Here is a 15,601-nt window from a genome sequence, read left to right as displayed (position 1 = left end):
CGCACTGATCAACACCTCTGGAGAAGAGATGTCTGTCCCGCTGCACGAACTGATAGCCCAGCAGACCGTCCGTACCCCCCACGCCACCGCGGTCGAGGACGCACAAGGGGCGATGACGTACGCGCAGCTCGACCGGCGCGCGAACGGCGTCGCGCGACTCCTGCGGGAGCGCGGCGTGGGTCCCGAGGCGCGGGTGGCCGTCTGCCTGCCGCGCGGCCGTGAGCTGCTCGCCGCGCTCCTGGGCGTCTGGAAGGCAGGAGCGGCGTACGTGCCGCTGGACGCCGGCCACCCCGCCGAGCGCGTCGCCTGGATGATCGCCGACAGCGGTGTGCGGACGGTGCTGACGGTGAGCGCCTCGGCCGCGGCCCTCGCCGGAGCCGTGCCCGAGGACGTGGTCCTCCTCGACGCCCCCACCACCGCCGACGACGCCGACGCCGGGACCGGCGCGGAACCGGTCGCGGCAGACCCCGGGTACGCCGCGTACCTCACGTACACCTCCGGCTCGACGGGCCGCCCCAAGGGCGTGCTCGTCGAGCACGGCGGCATCGCCAACCGGGTGGCCTGGACGGTGAACCGGCAGGAACTCGCCCCGGACGACCGGATGCTCCAGAAGACCGTGCTCACCTTCGACGCCGCGGCCCTCGAACTCTTCGCGCCGCTGGTCGCCGGCGCGACGGTCGTCATGGCCCCCGAAGGCGCCGAGTCGGACCCCGCACTGCTGGTGCGGACCGTCGCCGAGCGGCGTATCACCGTCCTCCAGGGAGTGCCGTCCGTACTGCGGCTCCTCGCCCAGGAGCCCGGCTGGTCCGAGTGCACGGGTCTGCGGCTGGTGTTCTCCGCCGGAGAGGCGCTCGACGCCGAGCTCTGCCGCAGACTCGGCGAGCCCACCGGCGCGAAGGTGTGGAACACCTACGGCCCCACCGAGTGCTCCATCGACGTCACGGGCCAGGAGTTCGACCCGGCCCTGCACACCGAGGCCGTGCCGATCGGCCGCCCCGTCGACAACATGCGGGTCTACGTGCTCGACGAGGAACTCGACCCGGTGCCGATCGGCGTCGTGGGCGAGCTCTACGCCGGCGGCGTCGGCACGGCACGCGGCTACGTCGGCAACCCCGCCCAGACCGCCGACAGGTTCGTGCCCGACCCGCACGGCCCCGACGGCAGCCGCATGTACCGCACGGGCGACCTCGCCCGCTGGCGCTCCGACGGCACACTCGCCTACCTCGGCCGCGCGGACCACCAGGTCAAGGTGAACGGCGTCCGGATCGAGCCGGCCGAGGTGGAGGCCGCCCTCAACGCACACCCCGACGTGCGGGGCGCGGCGGTCGGCGCCTACACCGCCGGCGGCGGGAAGCGGCTGGTCGCCCACCTGGTGTCCGCCCGCCGCATCCCCCGTGACGAACTGCGCAGCTTCCTGCGCAGGCGGCTCCCCGAGCCCATGATCCCCGCCCTCTTCGTACCGCTCGACGCCTTTCCGCTGACCAGCAGCGGCAAGGTGGACCGCAAGGCACTGCCCGACCCGGAGCAGCCGGACGCCCGCGAGGCCATGGAGGGGCCGGCCCACGTCGCACCCCGCACGGTCGCGGAACGCCTGGTGGCGCAGGTGTGGGAGCAACTGCTCCAGGTCGAACGGGTCGGTGTGCACGACGACTTCTTCGCCCTCGGCGGCTCCTCGCTGGTCCTGACCCGCCTGGCGGACGCCCTGGGCAGGGCGTCCGGCGACAACGTGCAGCTGCGCGGCCTGTTCGCCGCCTCCACCGTCGAGGCCCAGGCGAAGCTGCTGGAGGAAGCCCGCCCCGCCGTACCCGCGGTGGTCCCGGTGGGACGGGACGTCCCGCTGCCGCTCTCCTTCGGCCAGCACCGGCTGTGGTTCCTGGACCGCATGCACCCCGGCAGCCCGGAGTGGGTGGCCCCGCTGTTCCTGCGGCTCCCCTCCGGAACGGCCACCGAGACGGTGCGGAGCGCGCTGAACACCCTGGAGCAACGGCACGAGGCCCTGCGCACCCGGTACGTACTGGAGGGCGAGGAGCCGCGCCAGACCGTGGCCGGACCGCAGCCCGTCGAACTGCGGGTGGAGGACGCCAACGAAGCCGAGCTGGAGCGCCTCTTCGGCGAGCAGTTCGCCCGAGGATTCGACCTGACCGAGGGGCCGCTGTGGCGCGCCCTGCTGGTACGGGTCCCTGTCGGCGGCCCGGTGCTCCTCGTGACGACCCACCACATCGCCACCGACGGCTGGTCGACGGTCCTCATGGAACGCGAGATACGCGAGATGTGCGCCGCCGCGGCGGAGAACCGTACGCCGGACCTGCCGGAACTGCCCGTGCAGTACGCCGACTACGCCGCCTGGCAGGCGGCCCGCGCCGACGATGCGGTCCTCGACCGCGAACTCGACTACTGGAAGAACGCCCTGCGCGGCATGGGCGAACTCCAGCTGCACACCGACCGGCCCCGCCCCGCCCGCCGCGACGGCAAGGGCCAGGGCGTGCGCTTCTCGGTGCCGGCGGGCCTCGCCGACGCCCTCAGCGGCATCGGCCGGCAGCACGGCGCGACGCAGTACGCCACACTGCTGGCCGTCTTCGCGGCGATGCTCTCGCGCCACAGCGGCCAGGACGACTTCGGCATCGGCAGCCCCGTCACCGGCCGGCTCAGGCCGGAGACCGAGGGCACGGTCGGCTTCTTCCTCAACTCGCTGGTGATGCGCTGCGACCTGTCCGGCGATCCCACCTTCGGCGAACTGCTGAGGCGCACGAAGGACACGGCCATGGCCGGATTCGCGCACCAGGAGCTGCCGTTCGAGCGGCTGGTGGACGAGCTCCAGCCGGTCCGCGACCTGTCCCGTACCCCCCTGTACCAGGCCGCCTTCGACCTCCAGGACGAAGGCGCGACGTCGGTGGCCGCCGACGGGGTGCTGATGGACGCCTTCCAGGGCGCCTGGCGCGTGGCCAAGACCGACCTCACGATGTTCGTCTGGCGCCAGGCTGACGGCTCGCTGAGCGGCGGTCTGGAGTACGCGACCTCCCTGTTCGACCGGCCGACGGTGGAACGGATGGCGGACCACTTCGTACGGCTGCTGGAAGGCGTCGTGGCGGCCCCGGACCGGAAGCTGTCGGCCATCGACATCACCTCGGTCCACGAGCACCGGCTCCTGCGGGTCTGGAACGAGTCGGGTGTGGTGGTGCCGGAGGTGTCGGTGCCGGAGTTGGTGGGTCGGTGGGTGGTGGAGTCGCCGGGTGCGGTGGCTGTGGAGTGTGGTGGTCGGCGTCTGACGTTTGCTGAGTTGGATGTGCGGGCGAATCGGTTGGCTCATCGTTTGGCCGGGTTGGGTGTGGGGCCTGAGGTGTCGGTGGCGGTGTTGCTGGATCGTTCGGTTGATCTGGTGGTGGCGTTGTTGGCGGTGTGGCGTGCTGGTGGTGGGTTTGTTCCGATGGATCCGGTGTTGCCGGCGGGTCGGGTGGCGGGGATGGTGGCTGATGCTCGGGTGTCGGTCGCGGTGACGTCGTCGGCGTATGCGGACCGGTTCGACGGGGTTGTCACGGTTTTGGTGGACGAGGACATGTCGTCGTTGCCGGTGGTGGCGCCTGATGTGGCTGTGGATTTGGATTCTGTGGCGTACACGGTGTTCACGTCGGGTTCGACGGGGCGGCCGAAGGGTGTGCAGGTTTCGCATCGTGGTCTGGTCAATCATGTGGACTGGGCGGTGCGGGAGTTGGTGGGTTCGGCTGCGGGTGGTGCGCCGGTGTTCTCGTCGGTGGCGTTCGATCTGGTGGTGCCGAATGTGTGGGCTCCGCTGGCTGCGGGTCGGCGGGTGTGGTTGTGGGACGGTGAGCTGACGGAGCTGGGCGGAAGTCTGGTGGAGTCGGGTCCGTTCTCGTTCATGAAGCTCACCCCGGGGCATCTGGAAGTGCTTTCCGGCCAGTTGTCCGATGACGAGATTCGTGTCCTTGCCGCTCGTGTGGTGGTGGCGGGTGAGGCGCTGCCGGGTGCTCTGGTGGAGCGTTGGCGGGTGTTGCTGGGTGATGGCTGTGTGGTGAATGAGTACGGTCCGACGGAGGCGACGGTGGGCACGTGTGTGTTCCCGTTGGTCGAGGCGCATGAGGGTGTGGTGCCGATCGGTCGTCCGTTGCCGAACATGGTGATGCGGGTCTTGGACGGCGGTTTGCGTCCCGTCCCGGTGGGTGCGGTGGGGGAGTTGTTCGTCGGTGGTACAGGCGTGGCGCGGGGTTACGCGTTCCGTCCGGGGGTGACGGCTGAGCGTTTCGTGCCGGATCCGTATGGGCCGGCGGGTACGCGGTTGTATCGCACGGGTGACGTGGTGCGCTGGCGCAGCGATGGTGCGGTGGAGTTCCTGGGTCGTATGGACGATCAGGTGAAGGTGCGGGGTTATCGGATCGAGCTGGGTGAGATCCGTGCGGCGCTTGTCGCTCATCGGCAGGTGTCGGACGCCACGGTGGTCGTCTCGGAGGACCAGCGGCTGATCGCGTATGTCGTCGGCAGTGCCGCGGGATTGGCCGAGCGGCTGGCCGAGTCGTTGCCTCCGTACATGGTGCCGTCGGTGTTCGTCGAGCTCGACGCGATCCCGCTGACCGCCAACGGCAAGACCGACCGCCGCGCCCTGCCCGACCCGGAAGGCACGGCCGAGGACGCGTTCATCGCCCCCGCCACGGTCACCGAGGAGCGCATCGCCGCCATCTGGCGCGAGCTGCTGGGCAAGGAGGCGAGTACGCAGGACAGCTTCTTCGACCTGGGCGGCCACTCGATCCTCGCGGTCCGGCTGGTCTCGCGGCTGCAGAACGAGTTCGACCTCGACCTGCCGATGCGCGTGGCCTTCGAGAGCCCGACGATCGCTCGGCTCGCCGTGGAGATCGAGGACCGGATCCGGGCCGAGATCGACGCCGTGCTGACCGAGTCCCACTGACCTCCGCGACACGAAGGGCGTGCCCATGCGACACCTCATCTCCATAACCGACCTGAGCGACGACGACTTGCGGGCCATGGTCGAGCGGGGAGCGGAATTCGCCGCCGGGGCCGGGGCGAAGTCCCTGGAGGACGCGATCGTCGGTATCTACTTCCGGCGTACGTCCACCCGCACCCGTACCGCCTTCACGAGCGGGGCGCTGCGCCTCGGGGCGAAGGCTGTGACCTTCGGCCCCGACGACCTGCAACTCAAGACGGGGGAGACCACGGAGGACACCGGCAGGGTGCTCTCCGGCATGCTGGACATGCTGGTCGCCCGTACCGCGGACGCCACCGACGAGATGCGCACCTGGGCGGCCGCCGGCGGAATGTCGGTCGTCAACGCGATGAGCGCCGAGGAGCACCCCACGCAGGGGCTGACCGACCTCACCACCCTCCAGCACCACTTCGGCCGCGTGGAGGGCCTGCGGGTCCTGTACGTCGGCGAGGGCAACAACAGCGCCGCCGCCCTCGCCCTGGCCCTGTCCCGCTTCCCCGGGGTCGAACTGGAGCTGCGTACCCCACCCGGTTACGGGCTGGCGCCGGAGATCCTCGCCACCGCCGTCGAACAGGCCCAGCGCAGTGGCGCGAAGGTCTCCGAGCAGCACGACATGGCTGCCCCGCCCTCCGGGCTGGACGCCGTGTACACCACGCGCTGGCAGACCACCGGGACCAGTAAGCCGACCGCCGACTGGCAGGACGTCTTCGCACCGTTCCAGGTTACCGGCGAACTGTGGGAGGAGAGCCCCGACGCCGTCTTCCTGCACGACCTTCCCGCACACCGCGGCCAGGAGGTCACCGCCGAGGTGCTGGACGGGCCGGCGAGCATCGCCTTCACCCAGGCGACGCACAAGTTGCACAGCGCCATGGCTGTCCTGGAATGGTGCTGGGCCGACCGTCGATGAGAAAGAAGGGGGGGAAAGGAGCCGGGCGGAGAAGCAAGCAGGCGCTGCCGAGCCTGCGCAGCTATCGCGACTTCCGGCTGCTGTGGACCGGATCGGCGATGTCCGTCATGGCGGAGCGCTGCTCCGGCATGGCGTTCACGCTGCTCGTGCTGTGGCACACCGATTCGGAGAGCGCGGCCGGCCTCGTCGGCTTCGCGGGGCTGCTGCCGGCCCTGCTGGTCCAGCTGCCGGCCGGAGTCATGGTGGACCGTCTGAACCGGCGGCGGGTCATGATCACGTGCGTCGTGGTGCGGATGGTGGCGGTCGCCACGGTGGCCCTGACGCTCGTGGGGGACAGCGTCGCGGTCTGGCACATCGCCACGGTGGCGTTCGTCCAGAGCAGCATGACCGTCTTCTACCAGCTGTCCGAGCGGGCCATGGTCCGCGGCGTCGTACCGGCCGAGCAGCTCGGCGCGGCCATGGCGACGAACGAGGCCCGCTCCAGGGGGGTCAACTTCGTCGGACACCCGGTGAGCGGCGCCATGTTCGGCCTCTCGGCCTGGATACCGTTCATGTCCAGCGTCGGTCTGTACCTGATGTCACTGATCACGCTCCTGCGGCTGCGCGGGGCCCAGGAGCCGCAGGTACGACGGGGCGGCGGCAAGCGCCGCCCCATGCGTTCCGACATCGCCGCGGGGCTGCGCTGGGTGTGGGATCGAGCCTATTTCCGTACCGCCCTGTTGATCATCGCGGTCAGCAACCTGGTCTTCCAGGGACTCATCCTCACCGTGGCCGTCGTGGTCCGGGAGGACGGGGGCGCCGCGGGCACGATCGGGCTGATCATGGCGTGCGGCGGCGCGGGCGGGCTGCTCGGGGCGCTGGCCGGCGGCTGGCTGAACAAGCGGCTGGCGATGCGTCAGATCATGATCCTCGCGCACGTGTCCTGGGCGCTGGTCATGCCGGCAGCGGTATTTTTCAGACAACCGGTGGCACTTGGCGTTCTCTTCTTCATAACGTCGCATATAGGAGCCGCTGTTACTGTCTCCGGCATGTCCTACCAGGTGCGCATCACCCCCAACAACATGCAGGGGCGGGTCGGCAGCGTCGTCATGCTCCTTGTGTCGGGGGCGAGTTCACTGGGTGCGCTCGGAACCGGGTACCTCCTGGAGGCGATCGGCAGCCGGCAGACGCTGATGGTCGTGTCGGGCGTGATGGCCGTGCTCGCCGTCGTGGCGGCCGTGGTGTTCACCCGGCGGGGCGCGGCGCTCGAGGACCGGCAGGACAGCGAACCGCCCGTACGGCCCGAACCGGTCGCCGTCGCGGACGGCTCGACGGCCGACCCCCTCACCACCCTGGAATTGCGGAGAATCGATGGATGACGCAGTGCGGCTCGAGTCGCTGACCAAGACCTACGGATCCGGGGACAGCACGGTGACCGCGCTGCGCGGGACAGATCTGTCCTTTCCCCGCGGCAGCTTCACGGCCATCATGGGCCCGTCGGGGTCCGGCAAGTCGACTCTCCTGCAGTGCGCCGCCGGACTCGACCGGCCCACGTCGGGGCGGGTGTTCCTCGACGGCAAGGACATCGTCGGCCTGAACGAGACGCAGCTCACCGAACTGCGCCGCGCCACCACGGGGTTCATCTTCCAGGCGTTCAACCTGCTCCCGTCGCTCACCGCCGAGCAGAACGTGGCGCTGCCGATGCGCCTGGCCGGGCAGAAGATCCGGCGGCGGGACGTACAGCAGGCCCTCGCCCAGGTGGGGCTGGAGAAGAAGGCCGGCAGCCGGCCGGGCCAGCTCTCCGGCGGCCAGCAGCAGCGCGTCGCCATCGCCCGCGCGCTGGTGGTCCGCCCGGCCGTGCTCTTCGCCGACGAACCCACCGGCGCGCTCGACCTCACCACGGGCCGGGAGCTGCTGGACACACTGCGGCGGCTCGCGGGAGGCCCCGCGCAGGCCGGCGCGCCGGGGCAGGAGGAGCGGGTCACCACCACCATCGTGATGGTCACGCACGACCCCAACGTGGCCGCGTACGCGGACCGCGTGGTGTTCCTCGCCGACGGAAGCGTGGTCGGTGAGCTGCGCTCGCCCACCGCCGAGGCCGTCGCCGCGCGCATGACGGACCTGGCGGTGTCCACGTGATCGGGGTGGCCTTCCAGACCCTGCGGGCACGCTGGGTGTCGTTCCTCGGCACCGTCGTGGCGCTGGTGCTCGGCGTCGCGCAGGTCGCGGCCATGGGCGTACTCATGACGACCATGCTCGACCTGCCCGACCGGCCGGTGGAACGCTTCGCCCGGGCCCCGGCCGTCGTGCAGGCGTCGGACCCGGACTGGAATCCGGCCCACCACGACCTGGGCGTACGGTCCCTGCCGGCCGCCCAGGGCATCTCGGCCGAACTGCGCGAGAAGGTCGCCGCCACCGGCGAGACCGTGGTCGACCGCGCCTTCTACGCCCAGCTCGAAGGCGGACCCCGGGACCAGGTCGGCCACCCGTGGCCGGTGGCCCGGTTCGGCGGCTACCGGCTCACCGGCGGCGACGAGCCCAAGGGCGCCAAGGAGATCGTGGTCCCCTCCGACCGGGCCTCGACCGGCGACAAGGTGACGGTGCTGACGGCCTCCGGCGTCGAGGGGTACACCGTCAGCGGCACGGTCGCCCCCGTCGGCTGGGAGGACGCGGTCTTCTTCACCGACGAGGAGGCCGCCCGCCTCTCCCCGCGCGTCGAGTCCCTGGTGGCGCTCGGCCCGGTGGCCGAGGTCCGCGAGGCCGTGGGCGACAGCGCCGCGGTCCTCACCGGCCAGGACCGTCACAAGGCGGACGCCAGCGAGGCGAGCGACCGCGAGACGCTGGACAACACCATCACGCTCGTTCCCGTGATGGCCAGTGTGGCGGGCACGACCGCGATCTTCGTGGTGGCCTCCACCTTCGCGTTCGCGGTGATCCAGCGCCGCCGCGAGGTCGCCCTGCTCCGCACGGTCGGCGCCACGCCGAAACAGGTGCGCAAGATGGTGCGCAACGAGGCGCTGCTCGTCGGCATCGTGGCCTCGGCGGTCGGCACCGTACTCGGCCTGCTCGGTGCGCAACTGCTCGCCGACATGCTCATCGCGATGGACATCTCGCCCGAGTGGTTCACCGTGGAACCGTCCCTGCACTGGACCGTCCTCGCGCCGCTCGCCGCCGCCTTCCTGACCGGGCTCCTGGTGGCCGTCGGCGGCGCGGTCGCCGCCGCCCGGCGGGCCGGCGCGATCCGCCCCGTCGAGGCACTGCGCGAGGCGTCGGCCGACGACACCGGGGTGACGCCCGGCCGGGCGCTGCTCGGCGTCGCCGCCCTGGTGGGCGGCGTCGGATGGACGGCGTGGATCGCCGTCGCCGACCCGACGAGCGTCCTTTCGCCCACGACATACGTCATGTCGCTCATGGTGCCGGTGCTCGCCGCCGCCGTCCTCGCGCCGCTCGCCGTCGGGCCGCTCACCAAGCTGCTCATGCTGCCCTTCCGCGGGTCCTCGGGACCCACCGCCATGCTCGTGCGGGAGAGCGCACTGACCTCGCGACGGCGTACGGCGGCCACGGCGGCGCCCGTACTCCTCACCGTCGGGCTCGCCTTCTCGCTGCTCGCCGCCACCGACTCGCTCGGCGCGGCACGGGACAGCGGGCTGCGCAACCAGGTCACCTCGCCGTACGTGCTCGCCCCCGACGGCACCCCGGGCATCAGCCCGCAGGTGATCGAGCGCGTGGCGCGGATCGACGGCGTCCACGTGGCGGCCCCCATCCTCACCACCGTCTACACCAAGGACGAGGACCGGTACGACGAGAACGACGGGCTCGTGGTCGACCCCGCCGCGCTCAGGAAGACGATGGACCTGAAGATCGTCGACGGCTCCCTGGACGATCTCGACGACAACAGCACGGCCGTGGCGGATCTGTGGGGCATGGACGTCGGCTCGAAGCTCGCCGTGCGCATGCCCGACGGCGAGAACGTCGAGCTGCGCATCGCGGCGACGTACGAGGCCCTGCGCGGTGAGGACGTGGCGTACCTGCCGCAGCGGTTCGCCGCATCGGCGGCCTACGCCCGCGACGGCCTCGCCCGGCGCGCCTACATCACGCTGGACTCCGGCGCCGACCGCGCCGCCGTCACCGCCGGCATCCGCGAGGCGGTGGCCGGCAGCGGGGCGACCCTCATGACCCGGGACCAGCTCATCGCCTCGGAGAGCGCGTACGCACGTCATCTGACCGAGGTGCGCCAGCGCTCCACCGCGGTGATCATCATGGTGTTCTGCTTCATCGCCATCCTCAACACCCTCCTCATGGCGACGGCCGACCGGCGCCGTGACCTGGCGGTGCTGCGCATGGCCGGGGCGACGCCGAAACAGGTCGTGCGCTTCTTCGTCGCCGAGTCCCTGCTGGTCTCCGCCATCGGAGTGGCGCTGGCCCTGGCGGCCACGGCCGTCAACCTGGCCGGGCTGTGGAGCGCGCTCCTCCAGCTGTTCGGCACGACACCGATCGTGGTCCCGTACACGGTCGTCGTCGCGGTCGCCGTCGTGTCGACCCTGCTGGCGGTGCTCGGCACCGTGCTGCCGGTCGGCGCGGCGCTGCGGGCGCGGGTCGTCCAGTTCGCCGGCTCCCGCGAGTAGCCCGGGCGCCCGTCACACCCCGTACCACCCCAGACCCACGCGGTCCGGTCCCGCCTCCCCCGACGGGACCGGGCCGCGTGCTGCGTTGTGGGGCGGGTGTGTCCACGGATGCGTCCAGTAGAGGGCCGGTATAGGCGCGCGTTCGAAGCTGAGTGCGTATCCGACCACCGAAGGGAAACCGACATGCCTGACGAGCAGACCGACAACCGCGTCTACCGGGTCGTACTCAACGACGAGGAGCAGTACTCCATCTGGGACGCGGACCGGGAGCTGCCCGCCGGCTGGCACGCCGAGGGCACCGAGGGCGCCCGGCAGGTGTGCCTGGACCGGATCGAAGAGGTCTGGACGGACATGCGGCCGGCGAGTCTGCGCCGCCGCATGGACAAGGCCGGCGCCTGAGCGGGAACGCGGCCGCCGGCCCGGCCGGCGGCACCACGCAGGACACCCAGTGAGACGTAGCAGAACGAACGAAGGTCGGGAGGGGCGCTCAGCATGAGTACTGGCGAAGTTCGCACGGACGGGCAGGCCGAGGAGAGGCGCGAGGAACTGGTGCGCGCCCGGCTCGCCGGAGGCCGTGGCGGCCGGCGTGCCGCGGTGGTGGCGGTCGACCGGGGCGGACCGCTGGCGCTCTCCCACGGTCAGCAGCAGATGTGGTTCCTGAGCCGCCTCGACCCGGACAGCTGGGAGTACAGCGTCCCGGTCGCGCTCCGGCTGAACGGCCCAGTGGACACCGAGGTGCTGCGCCGCGGCTTCGGGGAACTGGTGACCCGGCACGAGGTCCTGCGCACCCGCTACCGCCTCGACGGCGCCGAGCCGGTCCAGCTGATCGACCCTCCCGCCCCCTTCGTCCTCCCGCTCGACGACCTCACGGACATCGAGGACCCGGCCGAACGCGAGCGGCGCGCCCTCGCGCTGGCCGAGGCCGAACCCGGCCGCCCCTTCGACCTGGAGAACGGCTCGCCGCTGCGGGCCCGGCTGATCCGTGTCGCCGAGGACGACCACCTGCTCGTCGTGGTCTTCCACCACGTCGCCTGCGACGAATGGTCCGTCGGCCTCTTCATGTCCGAACTCTCCGACGTGTACGGCGCGTTCCGCGAGGGCAAGCCGTCCCCGCTCGCGCCGATGGCCGTGCAGTACGCCGACTACGCCGCCTGGCAGCACACCCGCCTCGCCGGCGACGACCTGACCCGGCAGCGCGACCACTGGCGGGACCGGCTGGCGGGCCTGACCCCGCTCGAAGTCCCCACCGACCGACGCCGCCCCGCCTCCCGCGGCTACGACGGCGACGCCGTGCCCGTCGAGATACCCGCACCGGTGGCGCGGCGGCTGCGCGCCCTCGGCTCCGCCCACGGCGCGACCCCGTTCCAGACCCTGCTCGCCGCCTACCAGGCGCTGCTCTCCCGCTACACGGGACGTGACGACATCGCCGTCGGCACCGTCGTCTCCGGCCGCGGCCGGCCCGAGCTGGAGCAGCTCATCGGCTACGGCGTCAACACCCTGGTGCTGCGCGGACGGTGGCAGGGCGACCCGACGTTCCGGCAACTGCTCGCCGGAGCGCGCGAGACCGTGCTGGACGCCTTCGACCACCAGGAGTACCCGTTCGCGAAGATCGCGGACGAGCTCGTGCCGGTACGGGACCTGTCCCGCACGCCCCTGTGCCAGGTCGCCTTCACCATGCACCAGGAGCGCACCCGCGACTTCCGGCTCCCCGGCGTCGAGGCACGGCCCCTGACCGCGGCCTCCCGGGTCTCGCGCTTCGACCTGACCCTCCAGCTGAGCGAGGCCGCGGACGGCTCGGTCAAGGGCGCACTGGAGTACAGCACCGCCCTGTACGACCGCTCCACCGTCGAGCGCATGGCCCGGCACCTCGTCCGCCTCGTCGAGTCCGCCGTCACCGACCCGGACCTGCGGCTCTCCCGCCTCGACATGCTCGACGCGGCCGACCTCGCGGTCCTGCTCCCCGCCCAGCGCTCCTTCGAGGCCCCCGACCGCTGCGTCCACGAACTCGTCGAGGACCGGGCCGCCGAGACCCCCGACGCGATCGCCGTCGTCTGCGGCGACCGTCGGCTGACCTACGCCGAGCTCAACACCCGGGCCAACCGGCTCGCCCACCACCTGCGGGCCCACGGCGCGGGCCCCGGCACTCTCGTCGGTGTGAGCCTGGACCGGGACCTCGACCTGGTGCCGGCCCTGCTCGGCGTGCTCAAGTCGGGCGCCGGATACCTGCCCCTGGACCCGGAGCACCCGGCCGACCGCATCGGCTACACACTCCAGGACGCCGGCGCCCGCGTCGTCGTCACCTCCACCGCGCACGCCGCACACCTGGCCGGCGTCGCCGAGGGCCTGCTCGTGGTCCTGGACGGCGAGGCGGACGCGGCCGCCCTGGCCGCGGCCCCGGACAGCAACCCGAAGTCCGGTGCGGTACCCCAGGACCTCATCTACACCATCTACACCTCCGGCTCCACCGGCCGCCCCAAGGGCGTCGGCCTCAGCCACACCAACGTCCTGCGCCTGCTGACCGCGACCGACGAACACCTGGGCTTCACGGACAGGGACGTGTGGCCGCTCTTCCACTCGTACGCCTTCGACATGTCGGTCTGGGAGATCTGGGGCGCCCTCGCATACGGCAGCCGGCTCGTCGTCGTCCCGCCGGACGTGGCCCGCTCGCCCGAGGACTTCCTGCGCCTGCTCACCGACGAGGGCGTGACGCTCCTCAACCAGACCCCGTCCGCCTTCCGCGGCCTGGTCGCCCTCGCCGCCGACGGGAACCCGCTGATCGACGAACTCGCCGTACGCGCGGTCGCGTTCGGCGGCGAGCGGCTGGACATCCCGGCCCTCAAGCCCTGGGTCGACCGCCGCGGCCTCGGGCAGACCGCACTGATCAACCTGTACGGCATCACCGAGACCTGCGTCCACACCACCTACCACGAGCTCACCGAGGCCGACCTGGAGTCCGACACCGGCAACGCCGTCGGCGTCCCGCTGCGCGACCTCCAGGTCCACCTGTTCGGCCCGCACGGCGAGCTGGTCCCCGTCGGCGTGCCCGGTGAGATCCACGTCGGCGGCCCCGGCGTCGCCCGGATGTACCTCAACCGCCCGGCCCTGACCGCCGAACGCTTCGTACCCGACCCGTACGGGAAGCCGGGCGCGCGGCTCTACCGCAGCGGCGACCTGGCGAGCCGACGGCCCGACGGCAGCCTCGACTACCTGGGCCGCATCGACCACCAGGTGAAGATCCGCGGCCACCGGATCGAACTCGGCGAGATCAAGGCCGCGCTGACCACCCACCCCCGCGTACGGGACGCCGTCGTCGTGGCCCGGGAGGACACCCCCGGCGACCGCCGGCTCGTGGCGTACGTCGTGCCCACCAGCGACGCCGTGGCGGCGCCCAGCGAACTGCGGACCCTGCTGGCCAGGACGCTCCCCGACTACATGATCCCGACGGCCTTCCTGGTCGTCGGGAAGATCCCGCTGACCGTCAACGGGAAGCTCGACCAGGCCGCGCTCCCCGCCCCCGACCGCAGCGCCCTCGGCGTGCAGAGCGCCCACGTCGCGCCGCGCGACGCGGCGGAGGAGCAGATGGTCGCCGTCTGGCGGCAGGTGCTCGGCGTCGAGAAGATCGGCGTCGAGGACAACTTCTTCGACCTCGGCGGCGACTCGCTCCGCGCGGTCGCACTCGTCGGCGCCCTGCGCGACGGCGAGTACGACGTGAGCGTCCGCGACGTATTCGAGCACCGGACCCCCGCCGAACTCGTCGCGTTCGCCACCGGGCGCCCCGCCCCCGCCCGTGCCGAACCGGCCGTCGCACCCTTCGCGCTGCTCGCCCCCGAAGACCTCGACCGGCTGCCCGCGGGACTCGTGGACGCCTACCCGCTCGCACAGGTGCAGCTCGGCATGGTCGTCGAGATGCTCGCCGACGACGGCCGCAACCACTACCACAACTCGACCTGCTTCCGGATGCTCGACGACCGGCCGTTCGACGGCGAACTGCTCCAGCGGACCGTCGACCTCGTCCTCGCCCGGCACGAGGTCCTGCGCACCTCCTTCGCCATCGAGGGCTACTCGGTGCCGCTGCAACTCGTCCACGCACCGTCCGACGTCACCTCGCCGGTCGGCGTACGAGACCTGCGCGGACTCGACGGTGACGCCGTCGAGACGGCGCTGCGCGCCTTCATGGCCGAGGAGCGCTCCCGCCTCTTCGACCTCACCCGGGCCCCCCTCATCCGCTTCACCGGGCACGCCTGCGACGACGGCGCCTGGTGGCTCACCCTGACCGAGTGCCACGCCGTACTCGAAGGCTGGAGCCACCACTCGCTGCTCATGGAGGTGGCCACCACCTACCGCGCACTGCGCGACGGCCGCCCGGTCGAGGAACCCGAACCGGCCGCCGTGCGGTACGCCGACTTCATCGCCGCGGAACTCGTCTCCCTCGCCGGGGACGAGGACCGCGACTACTGGCGGAGGGTCCTGGAGAACAACGCCCCGTTCGAGCTGCCCGCCGGCTGGGGCGACGACCCTCAGCAGACGCCGCGCGGCCTGCTGCGCGCCTGGGTCCCGTACCACGACCTGGAAGCCGGACTGCGGACGCTGGCCAGCAAGGCGAAGGTGCCGATCAAGAGCGTCCTGCACGCGGTGCACCTGAAGGTCATGAGCCAGCTGACGCCGGAGGAGTCCTTCTGTACGGGCCTGGTGACCAACGCCCGGCCGGAGGCCGTGGGCGCCGAGCGCGTGTACGGCGTCTACCTCAACCCACTGCCCTTCGCCTTCACCCGGGGAGCCGGAACCTGGCACGACCTGGTGCGCCAGGTCTTCGACCAGGAGATCGATGTCTGGCCGCACCGGCGGTACCCGCTGGGCGTCATGCAGCGCGAACTCAGCACCAGCGAACGCCTGGTGAACGTCCGCTTCAGCTACCAGAACTTCCGGCAGGTCGACCAGGACCTGGTCGACTACCCCGCCACCCTCGACGACAGCCCCACCGAGTTCCCCCTGGGCGTCTCCACCCGCGCCGGCTTCATGGTGATCACGGCCAACCGGCACTTCGTCGGGCGTGAGGGTGTCGATCGTCTGGCGTCGATGTACCGGTCGGTGTTGGAGTCGATGGCCGCGGATGTGGAGGGTGATGCGCGGGAGGTGTTC

The 15,601-nt window shown here is 71.7% G+C and carries 7 protein-coding genes; all 7 read left to right on the top strand.

From position 1 onward, the window contains the following. Positions 1-28: 28 nt before the first annotated feature. Positions 29-4,915 (top strand): amino acid adenylation domain-containing protein, encoded by a 4,887-nt coding sequence (locus ACWGH0_RS28545; protein ID WP_453407127.1) that lies wholly within the window; start codon positions 29-31, stop codon positions 4,913-4,915. A 25-nt stretch (positions 4,916-4,940) separates the two neighbouring features. Beyond that, positions 4,941-5,858: an ornithine carbamoyltransferase gene (locus ACWGH0_RS28540; RefSeq protein WP_453407126.1), complete on the top strand. Its 918-nt coding sequence runs from the start codon at positions 4,941-4,943 to the stop codon at positions 5,856-5,858. Then, positions 5,855-7,216, top strand: a complete 1,362-nt coding sequence (locus tag ACWGH0_RS28535) for an MFS transporter (protein WP_453407125.1) — start codon at positions 5,855-5,857, stop codon at positions 7,214-7,216. Before ACWGH0_RS28540 ends, ACWGH0_RS28535 begins: the two co-directional genes overlap by 4 nt. After that, positions 7,209-7,976: an ABC transporter ATP-binding protein gene (locus tag ACWGH0_RS28530; RefSeq protein WP_453407124.1), complete on the top strand. Its 768-nt coding sequence runs from the start codon at positions 7,209-7,211 to the stop codon at positions 7,974-7,976. The genes ACWGH0_RS28535 and ACWGH0_RS28530 overlap by 8 nt, the downstream gene beginning before the upstream one ends. Further along, positions 7,973-10,462 carry an ABC transporter permease gene (locus ACWGH0_RS28525; RefSeq protein WP_453407123.1) on the top strand — a complete coding sequence of 830 codons (2,490 nt, stop codon included), beginning with the start codon at positions 7,973-7,975 and terminating at the stop codon, positions 10,460-10,462. The genes ACWGH0_RS28530 and ACWGH0_RS28525 overlap by 4 nt, the downstream gene beginning before the upstream one ends. 183 nt (positions 10,463-10,645) lie before the next feature. Continuing rightward, complete coding sequence (locus ACWGH0_RS28520) at positions 10,646-10,861, top strand: MbtH family protein (protein ID WP_453407122.1); 216 nt, start codon at positions 10,646-10,648, stop codon at positions 10,859-10,861. A 93-nt stretch (positions 10,862-10,954) separates the two neighbouring features. Further along, on the top strand, positions 10,955-15,601 hold a 4,647-nt coding region (locus tag ACWGH0_RS28515; RefSeq protein ID WP_453407121.1), incomplete at its 3' end, for an amino acid adenylation domain-containing protein.

This window comes from Streptomyces sp. NPDC054887, assembly GCF_053610585.1.
This window is presented reverse-complemented; position numbering and strand designations above follow the sequence as displayed.